Source organism: Nonomuraea phyllanthi (genome assembly GCF_006334985.2).
Lineage (GTDB): Bacteria > Actinomycetota > Actinomycetes > Streptosporangiales > Streptosporangiaceae > Nonomuraea > Nonomuraea phyllanthi.
Genome location: NZ_VDLX02000001.1, coordinates 813,177 through 832,119, shown reverse-complemented (window position 1 = coordinate 832,119; position 18,943 = coordinate 813,177). Strand labels below are relative to the sequence as shown.

The window sequence follows — 18,943 nt, the reverse complement described above, 5'->3', positions numbered from 1 at the left end:
TTACCGAAGGCAGCGCATTCATCACCCTGCGTTCATCATCTGTCCCGACTCGTGGGCGATCAGCCATTCCTTGACCGGTACGCCGTAGTAGTACCCCCCATACCCCCCGCCGCTCGGCAGCACCCGGTGGCACGGCACGAACGGCGCGATCAGGTTCTGGGCGCAGGCCGAGCCGGCCGCGCGGGCAGCCGTGCGCGGGAGCCCCGCGCGCTCCGCCAGCTCCGCGTACGACACCGTCGTCCCCGCCTTGACCTCGCGAAGGGCCTGGTGGAGCCGCTTGCGGGTGGGCGAGCCGGGCTGCGAGACCGGGATCTCGTCCAGGGCGTCCAGGTCGCCCGCCAGGTACGCGCGGGTCGCCGAGGCGGCGGGTCCGAGGTCGTCCACGACCTCCAGGCCCTCCGACTGCAGGGCGGGCGTCAGGCGTACGAACATCTCCGTGGGGTCGGCGGTGAAGCCGGCCGCCACGAGCACTCCTTCGCGGGACAGCAGGGACAGCGGCCCCACGGGAGTCGGTACGAGCTGGGCAGCGATCATGATGAGCTCCAGAGATGCAGGGCGGCGTAGGCCCGCCAGGGCCGCCACCGCTCGATGTGGTCGTCGGGGATGCCGAGGCAGGCCATGCGCTTCTTGAGCACGAGGTCGCCCACGGGCCACGCGTCCGGGTCGCGGAGCGCCCGCAGCGCGATGTAGCTGGCCGTCCACGGGCCGATGCCGGGGACGGCGAGCAGGGCCGCCACCGCCTCGGCGGGTTCCTGGCCGCCGTCGAGGTCGATCTGGCCGTCCGCCATGCGGGCGGCCAGGTGCTTGAGTGTGGCGACTCGGCGGTTGGTCAGGCCGAGCCCCGTGAGGTCGGTGTCGAGGAGTTCGGCGGGGGTGGGGAAGAGGTCGCCCGGGGCTCGGGCGACGATGCGGCCGAGGAGCGTGCGGGCGCCCGCGACGGAGATCTGCTGGCCGACGACCGCGCGTACGGCCAGCTCGAAGCCGTCGAACGTGCCCGGCACCCGCAGCCCGGGACGGGCCTCCACCAGGGGGGCGAGCGAGGTGGTGCCGAGGATCTCGGTGATGGCGCCGGGGTCGGCGTCGAGGTCGAGCAGGCGGCGGCAGCGGGCGACGACGCGGGCGAGGTGCCGCGTGTCGTCCACCACGACGTCCAGGGCTATGTGGTCCTGTCGCGGTGTGAGGGTGATCGTCCCGCCCGGCACAGATCGTGCGTAGGAGGTGGGGGTTGCCACCTCCAGTCCGGGAATGGCGCGTGCCGCGAGGAACGCGAACACCCCTTCCACGTCGTACGGCTCGCGCCGGTGCAGCCGGAGCCGGAGCGCCGCGTCGGAAGCCCGGGGTCCGGCCGTGGCCCGCAGCTCGCTGGGCGTGAAGCCGTACGTCTCGCGCATCGTCGCGTTGAACTGCCGGACGCTCCCGAACCCCGCCGCGAACGCCACCTCCGTGACCGGCAGCCCGGTCTCCGTCAGGAGCTGCTTGGCGAGCAGCAGCCGCTTGGTCCTGGCCACGGCCAGCGGGCCGACGCCCAGCTCGGCGACGAACAGCCGGTGCAGGTGCCGTTCGGTGATGTGCAGCCGCTTGGCCAGCCCCGTGACGCCGCCGTGCTCGTCGGCGGCCCCGTCGTCGATCAGCCGCAGCGCGCGGCCCACGAGGTCGCCCCGCACGTCCCAGCCGGGATCGCCGGGCGACAGCTCGGGACGGCAGCGCTTGCACGGCCGGAACCCGGCGGCCTCGGCGGACGCCGCGTGCCGGTAGAAGCGGACGTTGCGCGACGCGGGCGTACGGGCCGGACAGATAGGACGGCAGTAGATGCGCGTCGTGGTCACCGCCGTGTAGAAGCGCCCGTCGAACCGGGCGTCCCTGGCGGAGACGGCCCGGTAACAGGAGTCGAAGTCGAGCTCGAGTGGTGACATGCCTCCGACAGTATGCGCTCCCCAGAGGCGCCGACTGGCGGAAATCGGACGTGTACGTGCGCTACTTGGACGAGACGCCGACCCCCAGGTCGAACTCCCGGTAGACCCTGGCCCAGAAGCCGTCGCGCAGCCACACCCGGGCCTCCGGGTAGGGGCGCAGCGAGTGGCCGAGCTCCTTCTCCGCCTCGATCAGCAGCTCGGTGTCGATCACGGTCGGCAGGATCGGCCCGGGCAGCAGGTCGCGGATGTTGTCGCGGCCGCGGGTCAGGATCCACTTCTGCGCCACGTGCTCGCCGACGTCCTCCACGCGCGGGCGGCTCGGCCCGAGCTTGGCCACCTGGCCGGGCTTGGCGTGCGGCTTGACGGGCGCGCGCCCGGCGAAGACCTGCGCGGGCGAGGGCGCGGCTGCGGGCGGCGGGACGGCCACGGGCTGGGGAGCACGGCTGAAAAAGGGCCTCAGGAAATCTGCAGTGATCACTTCCACGGTGTCGGACTCCCATACCAGGCGCTCGGCCTGGTTGGTGCCGTAAGGCGGCTCGACGCCCCACAAATGGATGCGCACGCCGTACGCCTGCGCCGCCTCGACCGCCGGAACCATGTCCTCATCACCGGCCAGCAGTATCGTGTCGGTGACCGCATGATGTCGGGCCAGGGCCTCCAGATCGCTCCTGATCTGCGCGTCCACCCCTTTCTGCTGGCCACGGGCGTTCAGGTTGCCGAGGCGCACCTTGACCCAGGGCAGCTGGGCGATGACCCGCTGGTCGACGGTGGGCACGCGGTCACGGGCTGCGTCATACCAATAGATCCGCAGAAGTTCGCCGGAAATACGTTCCTCTGCATGTTTCTGTAGACTCTGGATGAGCTCATCGGCGGCCACCCGATATTCCTTGCGCTCCTTGGCGCCGAGCAGCACTTCACCTGCCGCCGCATACAGATAACCGACATCCACCAGGACGGCGTACTTGGCTGCCACAGGATGCGGCATGAGGTCTGGGATGGCCATGTCGTCCTCCAGGCCGCGGTGTTAGTTAGTTGATCGGCTGACTATATACGCCATACTTTCTCTAGATAGTCCCAACTCCCGGGGAACTTGACACCCGATTCTCGGGATCTATCTAGGGTAGTGCGCTCATCCGCCATGCCGACTTCCCTGGAAGGACAGGCTTACGCATAGCTCTGACAGGGTTTCGCCACGTTCGCCGGCGCGGGGCCGGAGAGGGCTGCTGCCGGCCGTGCCGGGTGGCGAGGACGGCCACCAAAGCCGCGACCTCCTCGGGCGTGGCGTCGCCCCGGACGATGACGAGATCCGGCTTCACAGCGGGATGTTCCCATGCTTCTTGGGCGGGAGCGTGGCCCGCTTGTTCCTGAGCGCCCGCAGTGCCCTGACGATCTGGGGGCGGGTGTCGGACGGCCGGATCACCGCGTCGACGTAGCCGCGCTCGGCCGCGATGTACGGGTTCGCCAGCGTGTCCTCGTACTCGGTGACGAGCCGCGCGCGCTCGGTCTCGGGGTCGTCGGAGGCGGCCAGTTCGCGCCGGTAGAGGATGTTGACCGCGCCCTGCGCCCCCATGACCGCGATCTGGGCGGTGGGCCAGGCCAGGTTGACGTCGGCGCCGAGGTGCTTGGACCCCATGACGTCGTACGCGCCGCCGTACGCCTTGCGGGTGATCACCGTGATGAGCGGCACGGTGGCCTCGGCGTAGGCGTAGAGGAGCTTGGCGCCCCGGCGGATGATTCCGTTCCATTCCTGGTCGGTCCCGGGCAGGAAACCCGGCACATCCACAAAAGTCAGTATCGGAATATTAAAGGCATCACATGTTCGAATAAATCTGGCAGCCTTCTCGGATGCGTTGATATCAAGACATCCCGCGAAATGCATGGGTTGGTTGGCCACGACCCCGACCGGCTGGCCGTCCACGCGGCCGTACCCGACCACCACGTTGGGCGCGAAGAGCGCGTGGACCTCCAGGAACTCCCCGTCGTCCAGCACGTGCTCGATCACTTGGTGCATGTCGTACGGCTGGTTGGGCGAGTCGGGGATCAGCTCGTCCAGCTCCGGGTCGGGCTCCAGGTCGGTGGCGGCCTCGAAGACCGGCCCCTCGTCCAGGTTGTTCGACGGCAGGTACGACAGCAGCGCCTTGACGTAGTCGAGCGCGTCCTCCTCGTCGGCGGCCTGGTAGTGGGCCACGCCCGACTTGGTGTTGTGCGCGTGCGCCCCGCCGAGCTCCTCGAACGTGACCTCCTCGCCCGTCACCGTCCTGATCACGTCGGGTCCGGTGATGAACATGTGGGACGTCTGATCCACCATCACCACGAAGTCGGTCAGAGCGGGGGAGTAGACGTGCCCGCCGGCCGCGGCGCCCATGATGAGCGAGATCTGCGGGATCACGCCGGACGCGTGCACGTTGCGCTTGAAGATCTCCGCGTAGAGGCCGAGCGCGACCACGCCCTCCTGGATCCGCGCGCCGCCGCCCTCGTTGATGCCGATGATCGGGCACCCGGTCTTGATCGCCAGGTCGAGCACCTTGACGATCTTCTCGCCGTACACCTCGCCGAGCGAGCCGCCGAACACGGTCACGTCCTGCGAGAACACGCACACCTGCCGGCCGTCGACCGTGCCGTGCCCGGCGATGACGCCGTCGCCGTACGGCCGCCGCTTCTCCAGCCCGAACATCGTGGACCGGTGCCTGGCGAACTCGTCGAACTCCACGAACGAGCCCTCGTCCAGCAGCGCGAGCACCCGCTCCCTGGCGGTCATCTTGCCCTTGGCGTGCTGTTTCTCCACCGCCGCCGCCGAGCCCGCGTGCAGGGCCTCGTCGAGCCGCCGCTCCAGGTCGGCGATCTTCCCAGCGGTGGTGTGGATGTCCGGTTCTTCCGGTATCGGCTCCGCGGCTGTGCTCATGCGCGCAAGGCTAGCTGTTCTGCCTAGAGTGGATCCATGGCGGATGCGGTGCGCACGCACGGACTTTTCAAGCGGTACGGGCCGCAGGTCGCCGTGGCAGGCGTCGACCTCGTGGTGCCGGCCGGGAGTTTCGCGGGGCTGGTCGGGCCCAACGGCGCGGGGAAGACCACCACGCTCAGCATGATCACCGGGTTACTGCGTCCCGACGGGGGCTCGGCCGAGGTGGACGGGTTCCACGTCTGGCGCGACCCCGTGCAGGTCAAGGCCCGCATCGGCGTGCTGCCGGAGGGGCTGCGCCTGTTCGAGCGGCTGTCGGGCCGCGAGCTGCTGCTCTACAACGGGCGGCTGCGCGGCCTGCCCAAGGCGGACGTCGAGCGGCGCGCGGGTGAGCTGCTGGCGGTGATGGACCTCGCCGACGCCGCCGACAAGCTGGTCGTCGACTACTCCACCGGCATGCGCAAGAAGATCGGCCTGGCCGCCGCGCTGCTGCACAACCCGTCGGTGCTCTTCCTCGACGAGCCGTTCGAGGGCGTCGACCCGGTCAGCGCCAACACGCTCACCGACGTGCTGCGGCGCTTCACGTCCTCCGGCTCGACCGTGATCTTCTCCAGCCACGTGATGGACCTGGTCGAGCGGCTGTGCGACTGGGTGTCGGTGATGAGCGCGGGCCACATCGTGGCCCAGGGGCCGCTGGCCGACGTGCGCGGCGGGCGCAGCCTCAACCAGGCGTTCCTCGACCTGGTCGGCGGGCCGCGCGGCCAGGGCCAGGCCGGCCTCGACTGGCTCGGCGCCCGTACCGGCGCGCATCCGGGCGAACACCCCGGCGCCCGTACCGGCGCCCAGCCAGGCGAACAGCCCGGTGCCCGTCCCGGGGGACAGCCGTGAGCACGGTGGCGCTCTTCGCCCAGCTGAAGCTTCGGCTGCTGGCCGGAAACCTGCGCGGCGACGTCCAGCGCACGATCGGCTTCGTCTTCAGCCTGATCGCCGCCATCGGCGTGGCCGGGATCGGGTTCCTGCTGATGAGCCTGCTCCGGCTCGCGCCCGACGACATCGCCTCCTCGCTCGTGATCGTCGCGTTCACGTTCTTCCTCATCGGCTGGATGATCGTGCCGCTGCTCGCGTTCGGCCTCGACGACACCCTCGATCCGGCGAAGCTGTGGCTGCTGCCGCTGCCGACGGGGCGGCTCGCGGTCGGCCTGTTCACCGCGTCCGTCACCGGCGTCTGGCCGGTGGCGATCCTGATCGTGACGTTCGGCGCGCTGGCCGGGCTCGCGTCGGGGGTGGGCGGCTTCCTGCTCGGCGTGCCTGCCGTGCTGCTGCAGTTCGCGCTCTGCATCGTGACGTCCAGGCTGATCACCACCGCGCTCTCCGGCGTGCTGCGCTCCCGGCGCGGGCGCGACGTGCTGGCCCTGAGCGTGCTGTTCGTGGTGGTGCTCGCGCAGCTGCCCAACCTGCTGATGAACCAGGGCTTCAGCGACCCCGGGACGATGCTGCGCCAGATGGCGGCCGTGCTCAGGTGGACCCCGCCGGGCATGGCGGCGCACGCCATCGCCGACGGCGGCCTCGTCGGGCTGGCCGAGCTGGTCTTCGTGGCCCTGCTCGTGGTCGTGCTCGCCTGGCTGTGGGTCAAGGCGCTGGGCCGGGCCCTGGTCACGCCCGACGCCTCCACGCAGGCCGCGTCCGTACGCAGGGAGAGCGGGCTGGTCGACCGGGTCCTGCCCGACGGGCCCCTGGCGGCGGTGGTGACGAAGGAGCTGAAGTACTACAGGCGCGAGCCGAGGTTCCGCGTGGGCTGGTTCAGCGCCGTCTTCGTCACGGCCATGCTGGCGTTCTCGCTGACCAGGAACGGGCCGGGCGGCGAGGGCCTGCCGGTCGTGCTCACCGCCTTCGGCGCCCTGATGATCGCGCTGCAGTCGGGCAACGCCTTCGGCATCGACGGCCGCTCGCTGTGGATGAACGCCGTGGCGTTCGGCTCCGAGCGGGACCTGGCCACCGACCTGGCCGGGCGCCACCTGGCCAACGCGGTGGTGGCCGTGCCGCTGATCGCCGTGCTCGCCGTCCTGGGCGGCCTGTTCACCGGCCATCCCGCCATGATCGTCCCCGCGGCGCTGTCCGGGTGGGGCGCACTCGGGCTCGGGCTCGGCGTCGGCTCGGTGACCAGCGTGGTGGTCCCGTACACCGTGCCAGAACGGATGAACGCCTTCAGCGGCGCCGCGCCCGGGCAGGGCGGGCTCGCGTTCGTCTCCTCCATAGGGACGATGCTCGGCATCGCGCTGCTGTCGCTGCCGTTCGTGCTGCCGGTGGTGTTCGGCTGGGTCTGGGTGTGCGTGGCCGCCCCGTTCTACGGCCTGCTGGCCGAGGCGCTCGGCCGGCGACTGGCCGCCAGGATCGGGTACGCCCGCCTCCCCGACCTGCTCGCGGCGGTGTCAAAGGCATCCTGAGCAGTGGTCTAGTCCAATGGGCGAGACCGGTCTACGGCTTCCCCGGACGAGTCGATACCCTCACAACATGATTGACCAGGGGCTCGAGCGTCGCAGTGCCGCAGTGACCGAGATGCCGGACGAGCTACGCCACGATGTGCGCCTGCTGGGCAAACTGCTCGGCCAGGTGCTCGCCGAGCAGGGTGGCGAAGACCTGCTGGCCGACGTCGAACGGTTGCGCAAGGCCGTCATCGCCGCACGCAGGGGCGAGGTGTCCGCCGACGAGATCACCGACATGATCGCGGGATGGGAGATCGAGCGGGCGGTCGCGGTCGCCCGCGCCTTCACCTGCTACTTCCACCTGGCCAACCTGGCCGAGGAGCACTACCGCATCCGCACGCTGCGCGAGCGCGACGCCGAGGGCAGGGTCCAGCGCGAGTCGCTGGCCCAGGCCGTGAAGGAGCTGGGCCACGAGCGGGTCACCGAGCTGCTGGCCGGCCTGGAGCTGCACCCGGTGCTCACCGCGCACCCCACCGAGGCGCGCAGGCGCGCGGTCGTCACCGCCATCCAGCGCGTCAGCGGCCAGCTCACCGAGTACAACGCGCCGGGCCGCGGCGCCTCCGAGCGCGCCGAGAGCAAGCGCCGCCTGCTGGAGGAGATCGACCTCCTCTGGCGTACGGCCCAGCTGCGCTCGACCAAGCTCGACCCGCTCGACGAGGTGCGCACGGCCATGGCCGCCTTCGACGAGACGCTGTTCCGCATGGTGCCGCAGGTCTACCGCTCGCTGGACGCGGCGCTCGACGAGCGCACCGGCACCCGCCCGCCGCAGGCCAGGCCGTTCATCCGCTACGGCAGCTGGATCGGCGGCGACCGCGACGGCAACCCCAACGTCACGGCCCGCGTCACCCGCGAGACCATCCAGATCCAGTCCGAGCACGTGCTGACCGCCCTTGAGACGGCCTGCACGCGCATCGCCCGCACGCTGACGTCCTCCGTCCAGCTCGCGCCCTGCTCGCCCGAGCTCAGGTCGGCGCTGGCCGAGGCCGTGGACGCCTACCCCGACGTGGTCTCCGAGCTGGCCACCCGCTCGCCGCGCGAGCCGCACCGGCAGTGGCTGCTGTTCGTGGCCACGCGCATCGCCGCGACCCGCCGCCGCGACCTCGACCTCGCCTACCGCTCGCCCGCCGACCTGCTGGCCGACCTGCGCCTGGCGCAGGAGTCGCTGGCCGGCTCGGCGCCGCGCCAGGCGTACGGCGAGCTGCAGCACCTCATCTGGCAGGTGGAGACGTTCGGCTTCCACCTGGCCGAGCTGGAGGTGCGCCAGCACTCCCAGGTGCACGCGGCCGCCCTGGAGGAGGTCAGGGCCGGAGGCGAGCTGTCGGAGCGCACCGAGGAGGTGCTGGCCACGATCCGGGTGATCGCCTGGATCCAGGAGCGGTTCGGCGTCACGGCCTGCTCCCGCTACGTGGTCTCCTTCACCCGCTCGGCCGACGACATCGCCGCCGTCCACGAGCTGGCCCGGCACGCGCTCGGCGACCGGGCGCCGGTGCTCGACGTGGTGCCGCTGTTCGAGTCGGGCCAGGACCTCGCCAACTCGCCCGGCGTGCTGACCGGCATGCTCGACATCCCGCAGGTGCGCGAGCGGCTGGCGGCCACCGGCCGGCGCATGGAGATCATGCTGGGCTACTCCGACTCGGCCAAGGAGCTCGGCCCCGCCGCCGCCACGCTCCGGCTCTACGAGGCGCAGGAGGCGCTGACGGCCTGGGCGGCCGAGCACGACGTGAAGCTGCGCATGTTCCACGGCAGGGGCGGCGCGCTCGGGCGCGGCGGCGGCCCGGCCAACCGCGCGGTGCTGGCCCAGGCGCCCGGCTCGGTCGCGGGCCGGTTCAAGGTCACCGAGCAGGGCGAGGTCATCTTCGCCCGCTACGGCCACATCGCCATCGCCCGCCGCCACCTGGAGCAGGTGGCCAACGCCGTGCTGCTGGCCTCCTCGCCCACGGTCGGCGAGCGCACGGCGGCCGCGGCCGACCGCTTCCGCGGCCTGGCCGAGCAGGTGGCCACGGCCTCGGAGCAGGCCTACCGCGCGCTGACCGAGGCGCCGGGCTTCCCCGAGTGGTTCGGGCTGGTCAGCCCGCTGGAGGAGATCGGCTCGCTGCGGCTGGGCTCGCGCCCGGCGCGCCGCGGCCTCGGCGCGCCGCGCTCGCTCGACGACCTGCGGGCCATCCCGTGGGTGTTCGCGTGGGCGCAGACGCGGGTCAACCTGCCCGGCTGGTACGGTCTCGGCACCGGCCTGGCCTCGGTCGGCTCCCTCGACGAGCTGCGGGCGGCGTACGCGGAGTGGCCGCTGTTCAACGCGCTGCTCGACAACGCGGAGATGTCGCTGGCCAAGACCGACCGCTCGATCGCCAAGCGCTACCTCGCGCTGGGCGGCAGGGAGGACTTCAGCCGCCAGGTGCTGGAGGAGTACGACAGGACGCGCGACCTGGTGCTGCGGGTCACCGGCCACACCCGGCTGCTGGAGAACCGCAAGGTGCTCTCGCGGGCCGTCCAGCTGCGCGACCCGTACGTCGATGCGCTGTCGCACCTGCAGCTGCGGGCCCTGCGCGCGCTGCGCACCGGCAACCCGTCGGAGCAGGAGCGCGACCGCCTGTCGACGCTCCTGCTGCTGTCGGTCAACGGCGTCGCGGCCGGCCTGCAGAACACCGGCTGACCATCAGCCGCGCCCATCAACGGGGCCCTCGAAGAAGGCGATGACGTCGGACGCGAGGGCCTGCGGCGCGGTGTGCGCGGTGTAGTGTCCGCGCGCCGGGGCGGGCAGCGTCTTCCAGGAGACGATGCCGGCGTGGTCGCGTTCGGCGAAGCGGCGGATCGACGCGAAGTCGCCCTCGGCCATCGCCAGCGCGGTCGGCACGGTGGTGGGCTCCTTGGGCTGCTCCATGCGCGCGTTCTCCCAGTACAACCGGATCGCCGACCCGGCGGTGCCGGTGAGCCAGTGGATCGAGGCGTTGGCCAGCACGAAGTCGTCGTCCAGGTCGTCCTCGAAGAGCTGGACGAGCCAGCCGAGCAGCCCGGCGGGCGAGTCGGCGAGCGCGTGGGCGAGCGTCTGCGGCTGCTGCGAGTGCAGCACGTTGAAGGCGCCCTTCTCCTTCCAGAACCAGTCGAGCACCGCGAGGCCCGCCTGCTCCTCCTCGCTCAGGTCCGCGAGCTCGGCCGGGTCGCCCGACGGGAACGAGAACAGCTGGGTGACGTGCACGCCCACGACGTGCTCGGGGTCGATCCTGCCGACCTCGGGCGAGATCATCGAGCCGCCGTCGTTGCCCACCGCGCCGTAGCGCTCGTAGCCGAGCCGGGCCATCAGCTCGGCCCACGCCCTGGCGATGCGCAGGTTGTTCCAGCCCGGCTCCGTGGTGGGGCCGGAGAAGCCGAAGCCGGGAACCGACGGGATGACCAGGTGGAAGCGGCGCCTGAGCGGCTCGACGGCCCTCATGTACTCGAGGATCGAGCCGGGCCAGCCGTGGGTGAGGATCAGCGGCAGGGCCTCGGGGTCGTCGGAGCGCACGTGGACGAAGTGGATGTGCTGCCCGTCGATCTCGGTGGTGAACTGCGGGTACGCGTTCAGCTCGGCCTCCTGGGCGCGCCAGTCGAATCCGTCGCGCCAGCGGGTGACCAACCGCCGCACCCGCTCGACGCCGACCCCCTGGTCGACGCCCGGGATCTCGTGCGCGAAGCGGGTCCGGGCGAGGCGGTCGTGGAGGTCGTCGAGGTCAGCCTGCGGGATCTCGATGCGGAACGGCTTGATGCTCATGGCGGGGCTCCTCAAGAGGGGAACGGTTCGTTCTGTTCCAATAATATCAGAACGGAATGATCCATTCCAATGGGCTGATGTGTCCTCGCCACCTGGGAGGATGGGGAGATGGCCGGCTCCCGCTACTCCGATCTCGAACGCCCGCCCCTCTCCGAGGCGGCGCTCAACCGCGCGCTCGTCCGCCCCGGCTCCCTGTGGACCGGCGTCACCGTCGTGGAGAGCACCGGCTCCACCAACGCCGACCTGGCGCGAGCCGCCCGCGACGGGGCGGGGGAGGGCGCGGTGCTGGTCGCGGAGGCGCAGGAGGCCGGCCGCGGCCGGCTCGGCCGCCCCTGGTCGGCGCCGCCCCGTTCGGGCCTGATGTTCTCGGTCCTGCTCAGGCCGGCCGTGCCGGTCGCCGCGCAGGGCTGGCTGCCCATCCTGTACGGCGTCGCCGCCGCCTCGGCCGTGCGCCGCCTGGCGGAGGTGGACGTCCGCCTCAAGTGGCCCAACGACCTGCTGATCGGCGAGCGCAAGCTGGCCGGCATCCTCGCCGAGCGGGCCGACGGCGCGGTGGTCGTCGGCATGGGGCTGAACGTGTCGCTGCGCGAGGACGAGCTGCCCGTCGAGACCGCCACGTCGCTGGCCGTCGAGCAGGCGGCCTGCGTCGACCGCGACCCGCTGCTCAGAGCGGTGCTCAGGGAGGTCGAGAGCCACTACAGGGAGTGGACGGCCGCCGGGGGCGACGCGGAGGCCTGCGGGCTGCGCCCGGCGTACCTGGCGTCCTGCGCCACGATCGGGCGGCGGGTCAGGGTGGAGCTGCCGGCCGACCGGGCGATCGTCGGCCTGGCGACCGGGATCGACGGTTCCGGCCACCTGCAGGTGGAGTCGGAGGGCGAGCGGCACACGCTGAGCGCCGGAGACGTCGTACATGTACGGACAGCGGAATGAACGTGGCCGTGGCCCCGCGATGGTGGCACGATTTGGCCATGACCCTTCCCGACCACCATCTGACGCAGGGTGAGCGGCGCGTCCGGTCCTTCCACCCCCACTGGAAGCGGCTCGTCGGTCCCTTCATCGCGCTGGTTCTCCTGGCCGCGGCCACCGGCGCGGCGATCTACTTCATCCCCGGCCAGTGGGAGTACGCCTCCTACGCGAGGATCGCCGTCGTCGTCATCGGCCTCGTCCTGCTGACGATCTGGTCGTTCGTCCCCTACCTGCGGTGGAAGAACACCGGCTACGTGCTCACCACCCACCGCTTCACGATCAGCACGGGCGTGCTCAACAAGTCGACCGACGAGATCCCCATCGCCAAGGTCAACACCGTCAGCTCCGACCAGACCTTCCCCGAGCGCCTGCTCGGCTGCGGCACGCTGACCGTCGAGTCCGCGGGCGAGCGGGGCGAGATCGTGCTGCGCGACATCCCGAAGATCCAGGACGTCCGCACCGACCTGTTCAGGCTGGTCGAGGACGCCTCCGACGGCGAGATCGACGGCCGCTGATCGCGTGGGCAGCACCAGCCGCGGCCGGCCGAGCGCCGAGGACATCGAGCGCCTGCTCGTCGGCGCGCCGCCCCGGTTCACCAAGGAGCAGGTCACGGCCGAGGCCGGCGTGCCGCGCGAGCTCGCCGAGCGGATCTGGCGCGCGCTCGGGTTCGCCCAGCGGGCCGACGACGCCGTGGCGTTCACCGAGGGCGACCTGGGCGCGCTGCGCCGGGTGCGCCGGATGCTCGACAGCGGCGCGCTCGACGAGCAGACCGTCGTACGCATGGCCCGCGCGCTCGGGCAGACCACGGCCAGGCTGGCCCAGTGGCAGGCCGAGATCATGATGGGCGCCATGGTGCCGCCCGACCCGTCGGAGGACGACCTGGCCCGGGTGCTCGGAGCGGCGCAGGAGCTGATTCCCGACTTCGAGCAGGTGCTGGTCCACGTCTGGCGGGCCCAGCTGGCCGCCGCCGGCACCCGGCTGCTGGCCATCGCCGACGGCGGCGACGAGCTGGTGCCGACCCGGGTCTCGATGGCCGTGGGCTTCGCCGACCTGGTGTCGTTCACCAGGCGCGCCCGCGAGCTCGACGAGAAGGAGCTGGCCGAGCTGGTCGAGGGGTTCGAGGCACGGGCCTCCGACGTGGTGGCCGGCCACGGCGCCCGGCTGGTCAAGACGCTGGGCGACGAGGTGCTGTTCACCGCGCCGAGCGCGGCCCAGGCGGCGCGGATCGCGCTCGACCTGGTGGAGTCGGGCGTCGAGCTGCGGATCGGCATGGCGTACGGGCCCGTGCTCCCCATGATGGGCGACGTCTTCGGCACCACCGTCAACCTGGCCGCCAGGCTCACCGCCATCGCCAGGCCGGGCGCGATCCTCGTCGACTCCGCGCTGGCCGACGCGCTGGCCGACGCGCTGGCCGACGGGCTGGCCGGCGCGCCGGACGGCCTCGCGGAGGTCGAGGTGCGCGAGATCAGACGCCGTCCCGCGAGAGGCCTCGGCGTGGTGCGGCCCTATGTCTTGCGGAGATCATCCTCCTGACACAAGATGCTGGCATGCCGTACGAAGTGCAGGGCGTCGTCGCCCGAGCCAAGGGCCAGGAAGTTTCGCTAGAGACGGTCGTGGTGCCGGACCCCGGTCCCGGTGAGGCGGTGGTGAACGTGCAGGCCTGCGGGGTCTGCCACACCGACCTGCACTATCGCGAGGGAGGGATCAGCGACGACTTCCCGTTCCTGCTCGGCCACGAGGCGGCGGGCGTGGTCGAGGCGGTCGGGCCGGGCGTCACCGAGGTGTCCCCCGGCGACTTCGTCATCCTCAACTGGCGCGCGGTGTGCGGCCAGTGCCGCGCCTGCCTGCGCGGCCGTCCCTGGTACTGCTTCAACACCCACAACGCCGCCCAGAAGATGACGCTCAAGGACGGCACGGAGCTGTCGCCCGCGCTCGGCATCGGCGCGTTCCTGGAGAAGACGCTGGTGGCCGCCGGGCAGTGCACCAAGGTCTCCGCCGAGGCGCCCGCGCAGGTGGCGGGCCTGCTGGGCTGCGGCGTCATGGCGGGGCTCGGCGCCGCGATCAACACCGGCGGGGTGACCCGTGGCGACTCCGTGGCCGTCATCGGCTGCGGCGGCGTGGGCGACGCGGCGATCCTCGGCTCCTCCCTGGCGGGCGCCGCGAAGATCATCGCGGTGGACGTGGACGACCGCAAGCTCGGCTGGGCCCGAGACTTCGGCGCCACCGACACCGTCAACTCCCGCGAGAGCGACCCGGTCGAGGCGATCCGCGACCTGACCGGCGGCTTCGGCGCCGACGTGGTCATCGAGGCCGTGGGCCGCCCCGAGACGTACAAGCAGGCCTTCTACGCCAGAGACCTGGCCGGCACGGTCGTGCTGGTCGGCGTGCCGACCCCCGAGATGACCCTGGAACTGCCGCTCCTCGACGTGTTCGGCCGCGGCGGCGCGCTGAAGTCCTCCTGGTACGGCGACTGCCTGCCCTCGCGCGACTTCCCCATGCTCATCGACCTGTTCCTGCAGAACCGATTGCCGCTCGACAAGTTCGTCAGCGAGACGATCGGGGTCGACCAGGTGGAGGAGGCGTTCGCCAAGATGCACCGCGGCGAGGTGCTGCGCTCGGTGGTGGCGTTCTAGATGATCGACAGGGTCATCACCTCGGGCACGTTCTCGCTGGACGGCGGCACGTGGGACGTCGACAACAACGTCTGGCTGGTCGGCGACGCCCGCGAGGTCGTGGTCATCGACGCCGCCCACGACGCCGCGCCGATCGCCGAGCGCGCGGGCGGGCGCGCCGTCAAGGCCGTCGTCTGCACCCACGCGCACAACGACCACATCAACGCCGCCGGGCCGCTCGCCGCACGCACCGGCGCGCCGATCCGGCTGCACCCCGCCGACCAGGTGCTGTGGGAGCAGCAGTACGGCGCCGAGGTGACGTACGAGCCGCTGGAGGACGGCGAGAAGATCGAGGTCGGCGGGATCGTGCTGGAGGTGCTGCACACGCCGGGCCACTCGCCTGGGGCGGTCTGCCTGTACGCCGCCGACCTCGGCGCGCTGTTCAGCGGCGACACCCTGTTCAAGGGCGGGCCGGGGGCGACCGGGCGCTCCTACAGCTCGTTCGACACGATCATCCGGTCGATCAGGGAGCGCCTGCTGACCCTGCCGCCCGAGACCGTCGTCCACACGGGGCACGGCGACTCCACCACGATCGGCGCGGAGGCCCCGCACCTGGAGGAGTGGATCGCGCGAGGCCAGTAGCAGGAGTGTGGCACACCTAACGTAGGCAAGCCTTACCGAAGTGAGCTACCTTAGGTGTGCCTAACCTTGCTGCTTGTCCCCTGAAAGGCCTGTCCCCGATGTACGTCTGCGTGTGTCGTGCCGTGACCGAGAACGAGGTGCACGACTGCATCGCCGCCGGGGCCAAGAGTGCCAAGCAGATCCGCGACACCACAGGTGCCGGTGGGGACTGTGCCCGATGTGTACGGAAGATCTGTGCGATCCTGAAAAGGTCTGAAGAACTGACGACCGCATAGCAGGGGGCCCGTGTCATGCAGGGCGACAAGCAGATCATCGAGTTGCTCAACGAACAGCTGACCGCTGAGCTCACCGCGATCAACCAGTACTTCCTCCACGCGAAGATGCAGGAGAACTGGGGATACACCAAGCTCGCCGAGCACACGCGCGCCGAGTCGTTCGAGGAGATGCGCCACGCCGAACGGCTCACCGACCGCATCCTCTTCCTCGAAGGGCTGCCCAACTACCAGCGCCTGGGCACCCTGCACATCGGGCAGACCGTCGAGGAGCAGCTCAAGGCCGACCTCGAGGTCGAGCTGGCCGTCGTGCAGCGCCTGCGCCCGGCGATCGCGCTCATGCGCGAGAAGGGCGACATCACCTCGGCGCGGATCTTCGAGGAGATCCTGGAGGACGAGGAGCACCACATCGACTACCTGGAGACGGAGCTCGAGCTCATCCGGAGCCTGGGCGAGCAGCTGTACCTCGCCCGCTACGCGGAGCCGCCGTCCGCCGACGACTGACCGCACGGTCATCTGATGATCGCCGTGGGGGCAGGTCCGGTACTTTAATCCCGACTAACCGATATTTAGCGGCGTTTGCCCAGGTCAATGGATAGGTCAACTGCGAGTCAAACCGCGCGCTGTGCCCGGGAAACGATCGCCTAAGGTCATACGATCGCTTCATGACCTGCGTACTTCTCGCCGAGGATGACACCTCGATCTCGGAGCCGCTCGCGCGTGCGCTACGCCGCGAGGGCTACCAGGTCGAGGTGAGCCCGGACGGCCCGCAAGCGTTGGAGCGGGCCCTGTCGGGCGGCATCGACCTCATCGTTCTTGACCTCGGCCTGCCAGAGATGGACGGGCTGGAGGTGGCTCGCCGGATCCGCGCCGAGGGGCACGGCACCCCGGTTCTCATACTCACCGCCCGAGTCGACGAGGTCGACACGGTCGTCGGGCTCGACGCCGGGGCCGACGACTACGTCACCAAACCGTTCAGGCTCGCCGAACTACTCGCCCGGGTGCGGGCGCTGCTGCGCCGCGGCACCTCGGAGACCCCGGTCGTCCAGGGTGTCCGCATCGACGCCGACTCAAGGCGCGCGTGGATGGGGGACAAGGAGCTGCATCTGACCACCAAAGAATTCGATCTCTTGCGCGTGCTCGTGCGCGACGCCGGCAAGGTCGTCACCCGCGAGCAGATCATGCGGGAGGTCTGGGACACGAACTGGTGGGGTTCGACCAAGACCCTCGACATGCACATCTCGTGGCTGCGTCGCAAGCTCGGCGACGACGCCGCGAAACCGCGATACATCACCACCGTCCGGGGAGTCGGCTTCCGGTTCGAGCGCGAGTAGGAGATGCGCCGCCGACTGCTCTCCTCCACGCTGCTCGTCGCGGTCATCGCGGTGCTGCTGCTGGGGGTCCCCCTGGGCGTCGTCGTCAGCCGCCTGATCGTCGACGAGGCGGCCCAGGAGCTCGGGTCCGAGGCCAAACGCCTCGTGGGAGAGGTCGAGTACGCCCGCGTACAGGAGACCCCGCTCGACCCTCAGCAGCTGGAGCAGAAATATCCGGACCGGTATATCCAGATCTGGGAACGCGGAACCCCCCTCAGGGTGACCGTCGTCGGCAGCGCGCCGCCGTCCGGTCACCTCATGACGGAGGACGCGCAGACCAACACCGGCGTCTACGTCCGGATAAGCCGTGACCGGGATCAGGTCGAGCAGGACGTACGAGCTCGTCTCCTGCTCATCGTGGCCTTGGCCGTGGCCGCCCTGGCGGTGGCCGTCAGCCTGGCCGTCGTCCAGTCACGCCGGCTGACACTGCCCCTGCAAGATCTTGCCAAGATCGCCGAGCGGCTGGGCTCGGGCGACGCACGGCCGAGCAAGCACCGCTACGGCATCCCCGAGCTCGACCGGGTCGCCCAGGTGCTCGACCGCAGCGCGACCCGCATCTCCGACCTGCTCACCCGCGAGCGCGAGTTCGCCACCGACGCCTCCCACCAGCTCCGGACCCCCTTGACCGGCCTCACCATGCGCCTGGAGGAGATCGTCTCCGCCGCCGACCAGCCCGAGGTCGTCCGCGAGGAGGGCGAGGCCGCGATCGTCCAGGCCGAGCGGCTCACCGCGGTGATCGACGAGCTGCTGGCCGCCGCCCGGCGCCAGCGCCACGCCCAGGCGGAGCCGATCGCCGTGGACGAAGTGCTCATCCAGCAGATCAGGGAGTGGGAGCCGGTCTTCAGGGACGCCCACCGCTCGCTGCGGCTGGAAGGCGCCCGCGGGCTCAAGGCGATGGCCACCACCGGCGGCTTCGGCCAGGTGATCGCGTCGCTGCTGGAGAACTCCCTGCGCCACGGCGGCGGGGCCGTCACCGTCACCTCCACCAGCAGCGACAACTACGTGGTGATCGAGGTCGCGGACGAGGGCCCCGGCATCGCCGACGAGATCGCCCCCAAGATCTTCGAGCGGAACATCAGCGGTGGCGGGGGCACCGGCCTCGGGCTGACGCTCGCCCGCGCGCTGGCCGCCGCCGACGGCGGGCGGCTGGAGCTGGTGCGGCGCCGACCCGCGACGTTCGCCATCTTCCTGCGGCCGGCGGAGGACGGCGGCGGCAGGAACCGGGTGGTCAGCGGCCCCGCGTGACCCTCACCGACCCCGAGTGAACCTCAGCTCAGCGGCCGCGCGTGGCCCTCAGCGGCCGCGCGCGGCCCCGCGCGGTCAGCGGTCCCGCCTGATCCCGGCGTCGACCCCGCCGTCGGGCAGCTCCACCGGGATCGGCTCGGTAGCCTCCAGGAACACCCACTTCTTGTACGACCAGTAGCGGAACAGCGTGCCGAACCCGACGCCCACGATGTTGGCGATGTTGAGGCTCAGCGTGTCGTGCAGGTCGAGCGTGTAGGTGGTGAAGCCGATCGTCAGCATGCCGAACAGCAGCGCGATGCCGTTGAGCAGGAAGAACAGGAAGTATTCGCGCCCCAGCCCGCTCTGCTCGCGATCCCTGAAGGTCCAGTAGCGGTTGCCGAGGTAGGCGAACGTCGTGGAGATCGTGGTCGCCACGACCTTGGACGTGAGCGGCCCCAGTCCGAAGGCGACGTTGCACAGGTTGAGGAGGCCCGTGTCGAGCACGAAGGCGACGGCCCCGATGCTGCCGAACTTGGCCAGCTCGTGAACGAGGGACGCGAATCGCGCGTAGAGGCGTCTGACGACATCCACGTCTCTGCTCGGTCCCTTCCTTCGTCGAGCCTGACGTCTTCAGCGTACCGGCCAGCGTGACGGGTGGGGTGACGGCGGTTGAAGATCCGGCTGACAAATATCATCCCATGCCCGACATTTGCGAAAGACCCGACATTACGGAAGGTAGGCCGTTACGCTGCGTTGCACCGCGTCCGTGATCCGGCATCCACGGGCGAGGCCGCGCTGGGCGGCCGTGCCTGCG

19 protein-coding genes are annotated in these 18,943 nt (G+C 70.9%); 12 read left to right on the top strand and 7 right to left on the bottom strand.

The window, feature by feature from the left end; translation table 11 throughout:
- Nucleotides 1–21: 21 nt before the first annotated feature.
- From FH608_RS03935 to FH608_RS03915, 5 genes are all read right to left on the bottom strand, one after another.
- Nucleotides 22–534 carry a methylated-DNA--[protein]-cysteine S-methyltransferase gene (locus FH608_RS03935; protein ID WP_139628374.1) on the bottom strand — a complete coding sequence of 171 codons (513 nt, stop codon included), beginning with the start codon at nucleotides 532–534 and terminating at the stop codon, nucleotides 22–24.
- Nucleotides 531–1,913, bottom strand: coding sequence for an AlkA N-terminal domain-containing protein (locus FH608_RS03930; protein ID WP_139628373.1), 1,383 nt, complete (start codon nucleotides 1,911–1,913; stop codon nucleotides 531–533). The genes FH608_RS03935 and FH608_RS03930 overlap by 4 nt, the downstream gene beginning before the upstream one ends.
- Nucleotides 1,914–1,974: 61 nt before the next feature.
- Entirely contained in the window at nucleotides 1,975–2,916 is a 942-nt protein-coding gene (locus tag FH608_RS03925; RefSeq protein ID WP_139628372.1) for an NYN domain-containing protein, read from the bottom strand.
- A gap of 112 nt (nucleotides 2,917–3,028) precedes the next feature.
- Nucleotides 3,029–3,229, bottom strand: a complete 201-nt coding sequence (locus FH608_RS03920) for an acyl-CoA carboxylase subunit epsilon (protein ID WP_139628371.1) — start codon at nucleotides 3,227–3,229, stop codon at nucleotides 3,029–3,031.
- Nucleotides 3,226–4,815: an acyl-CoA carboxylase subunit beta gene (locus tag FH608_RS03915; protein WP_139628370.1), complete on the bottom strand. Its 1,590-nt coding sequence runs from the start codon at nucleotides 4,813–4,815 to the stop codon at nucleotides 3,226–3,228. The genes FH608_RS03920 and FH608_RS03915 overlap by 4 nt, the downstream gene beginning before the upstream one ends.
- A 36-nt stretch (nucleotides 4,816–4,851) precedes the next feature.
- On the opposite strand from FH608_RS03915, the gene FH608_RS03910 reads away from it, so the two are divergent.
- The 3 genes from FH608_RS03910 to FH608_RS03900 all read left to right on the top strand — a co-directional run bounded on the left by FH608_RS03910 (nucleotide 4,852) and on the right by FH608_RS03900 (nucleotide 9,945).
- Nucleotides 4,852–5,700, top strand: a complete 849-nt coding sequence (locus tag FH608_RS03910) for an ABC transporter ATP-binding protein (protein WP_139628369.1) — start codon at nucleotides 4,852–4,854, stop codon at nucleotides 5,698–5,700.
- Nucleotides 5,697–7,256 (top strand): hypothetical protein, encoded by a 1,560-nt coding sequence (locus tag FH608_RS03905; protein ID WP_139628368.1) that lies wholly within the window; start codon nucleotides 5,697–5,699, stop codon nucleotides 7,254–7,256. Before FH608_RS03910 ends, FH608_RS03905 begins: the two co-directional genes overlap by 4 nt.
- A 67-nt stretch (nucleotides 7,257–7,323) precedes the next feature.
- A complete protein-coding gene (locus FH608_RS03900; protein WP_139628367.1) occupies nucleotides 7,324–9,945 on the top strand; it encodes a phosphoenolpyruvate carboxylase in 2,622 nt (873 codons plus the stop codon).
- Between the two features lie 3 nt (nucleotides 9,946–9,948).
- On the opposite strand, the gene FH608_RS03895 is transcribed toward FH608_RS03900, so the two are convergent.
- A complete protein-coding gene (locus tag FH608_RS03895) occupies nucleotides 9,949–11,040 on the bottom strand; it encodes an epoxide hydrolase family protein (RefSeq protein ID WP_139628366.1) in 1,092 nt (363 codons plus the stop codon).
- Nucleotides 11,041–11,148: 108 nt separating this feature from the next.
- On the opposite strand from FH608_RS03895, the gene FH608_RS03890 reads away from it, so the two are divergent.
- The 9 genes from FH608_RS03890 to FH608_RS03850 all read left to right on the top strand — a co-directional run bounded on the left by FH608_RS03890 (nucleotide 11,149) and on the right by FH608_RS03850 (nucleotide 18,150).
- Nucleotides 11,149–11,970 (top strand): biotin--[acetyl-CoA-carboxylase] ligase, encoded by an 822-nt coding sequence (locus FH608_RS03890; protein WP_139628365.1) that lies wholly within the window; start codon nucleotides 11,149–11,151, stop codon nucleotides 11,968–11,970.
- 38 nt (nucleotides 11,971–12,008) lie between these two features.
- The gene (locus FH608_RS03885) at nucleotides 12,009–12,521 is read left to right on the top strand and encodes a PH domain-containing protein (RefSeq protein ID WP_139628364.1); all 513 of its coding nucleotides are present in this window, start codon (nucleotides 12,009–12,011) and stop codon (nucleotides 12,519–12,521) included.
- Between the two features lie 4 nt (nucleotides 12,522–12,525).
- A complete protein-coding gene (locus tag FH608_RS03880; RefSeq protein ID WP_139628363.1) occupies nucleotides 12,526–13,539 on the top strand; it encodes an adenylate/guanylate cyclase domain-containing protein in 1,014 nt (337 codons plus the stop codon).
- A 14-nt stretch (nucleotides 13,540–13,553) separates the two neighbouring features.
- The gene (locus FH608_RS03875) at nucleotides 13,554–14,639 is read left to right on the top strand and encodes an S-(hydroxymethyl)mycothiol dehydrogenase (protein ID WP_139628362.1); all 1,086 of its coding nucleotides are present in this window, start codon (nucleotides 13,554–13,556) and stop codon (nucleotides 14,637–14,639) included.
- On the top strand, nucleotides 14,640–15,260 hold the full coding sequence (locus FH608_RS03870) for an MBL fold metallo-hydrolase (protein ID WP_139628361.1): 621 nt from the start codon (nucleotides 14,640–14,642) through the stop codon (nucleotides 15,258–15,260).
- A gap of 98 nt (nucleotides 15,261–15,358) precedes the next feature.
- On the top strand, nucleotides 15,359–15,535 hold the full coding sequence (locus tag FH608_RS03865; RefSeq protein ID WP_139628360.1) for a (2Fe-2S)-binding protein: 177 nt from the start codon (nucleotides 15,359–15,361) through the stop codon (nucleotides 15,533–15,535).
- A gap of 15 nt (nucleotides 15,536–15,550) precedes the next feature.
- On the top strand, nucleotides 15,551–16,036 hold the full coding sequence (bfr, locus tag FH608_RS03860; protein WP_139628359.1) for a bacterioferritin: 486 nt from the start codon (nucleotides 15,551–15,553) through the stop codon (nucleotides 16,034–16,036).
- A gap of 161 nt (nucleotides 16,037–16,197) precedes the next feature.
- Nucleotides 16,198–16,866, top strand: a complete 669-nt coding sequence (locus FH608_RS03855) for a response regulator transcription factor (RefSeq protein ID WP_012888073.1) — start codon at nucleotides 16,198–16,200, stop codon at nucleotides 16,864–16,866.
- A gap of 3 nt (nucleotides 16,867–16,869) precedes the next feature.
- Nucleotides 16,870–18,150: an ATP-binding protein gene (locus FH608_RS03850; protein WP_139628358.1), complete on the top strand. Its 1,281-nt coding sequence runs from the start codon at nucleotides 16,870–16,872 to the stop codon at nucleotides 18,148–18,150.
- Between the two features lie 75 nt (nucleotides 18,151–18,225).
- On the opposite strand, the gene FH608_RS03845 is transcribed toward FH608_RS03850, so the two are convergent.
- The gene (locus FH608_RS03845; protein ID WP_139628357.1) at nucleotides 18,226–18,720 is read right to left on the bottom strand and encodes a GtrA family protein; all 495 of its coding nucleotides are present in this window, start codon (nucleotides 18,718–18,720) and stop codon (nucleotides 18,226–18,228) included.
- Nucleotides 18,721–18,943 lie beyond the last annotated feature (223 nt).

Excerpts from the sequence above, each read along its gene's own strand:
- FH608_RS03935 (WP_139628374.1), bottom strand. The coding sequence starts at position 534 with ATGATCGCTGCCCAGCTCGTACCGACTCCCGTGGGGCCGCTGTCCCTG.
- FH608_RS03930 (WP_139628373.1), bottom strand. The coding sequence starts at position 1,913 with ATGTCACCACTCGAGCTCGACTTCGACTCCTGTTACCGGGCCGTCTCC.
- FH608_RS03925 (WP_139628372.1), bottom strand. The coding sequence starts at position 2,916 with ATGGCCATCCCAGACCTCATGCCGCATCCTGTGGCAGCCAAGTACGCC.
- FH608_RS03915 (WP_139628370.1), bottom strand. The coding sequence starts at position 4,815 with ATGAGCACAGCCGCGGAGCCGATACCGGAAGAACCGGACATCCACACC.
- FH608_RS03910 (WP_139628369.1), top strand. The coding sequence starts at position 4,852 with ATGGCGGATGCGGTGCGCACGCACGGACTTTTCAAGCGGTACGGGCCG.
- FH608_RS03900 (WP_139628367.1), top strand. The coding sequence starts at position 7,324 with ATGATTGACCAGGGGCTCGAGCGTCGCAGTGCCGCAGTGACCGAGATG.
- FH608_RS03895 (WP_139628366.1), bottom strand. The coding sequence starts at position 11,040 with ATGAGCATCAAGCCGTTCCGCATCGAGATCCCGCAGGCTGACCTCGAC.
- FH608_RS03890 (WP_139628365.1), top strand. The coding sequence starts at position 11,149 with ATGGCCGGCTCCCGCTACTCCGATCTCGAACGCCCGCCCCTCTCCGAG.
- FH608_RS03885 (WP_139628364.1), top strand. The coding sequence starts at position 12,009 with ATGACCCTTCCCGACCACCATCTGACGCAGGGTGAGCGGCGCGTCCGG.
- FH608_RS03875 (WP_139628362.1), top strand. The coding sequence starts at position 13,554 with ATGCCGTACGAAGTGCAGGGCGTCGTCGCCCGAGCCAAGGGCCAGGAA.
- FH608_RS03870 (WP_139628361.1), top strand. The coding sequence starts at position 14,640 with ATGATCGACAGGGTCATCACCTCGGGCACGTTCTCGCTGGACGGCGGC.
- FH608_RS03865 (WP_139628360.1), top strand. The coding sequence starts at position 15,359 with ATGTACGTCTGCGTGTGTCGTGCCGTGACCGAGAACGAGGTGCACGAC.
- bfr (WP_139628359.1), top strand. The coding sequence starts at position 15,551 with ATGCAGGGCGACAAGCAGATCATCGAGTTGCTCAACGAACAGCTGACC.
- FH608_RS03855 (WP_012888073.1), top strand. The coding sequence starts at position 16,198 with ATGACCTGCGTACTTCTCGCCGAGGATGACACCTCGATCTCGGAGCCG.
- FH608_RS03850 (WP_139628358.1), top strand. The coding sequence starts at position 16,870 with ATGCGCCGCCGACTGCTCTCCTCCACGCTGCTCGTCGCGGTCATCGCG.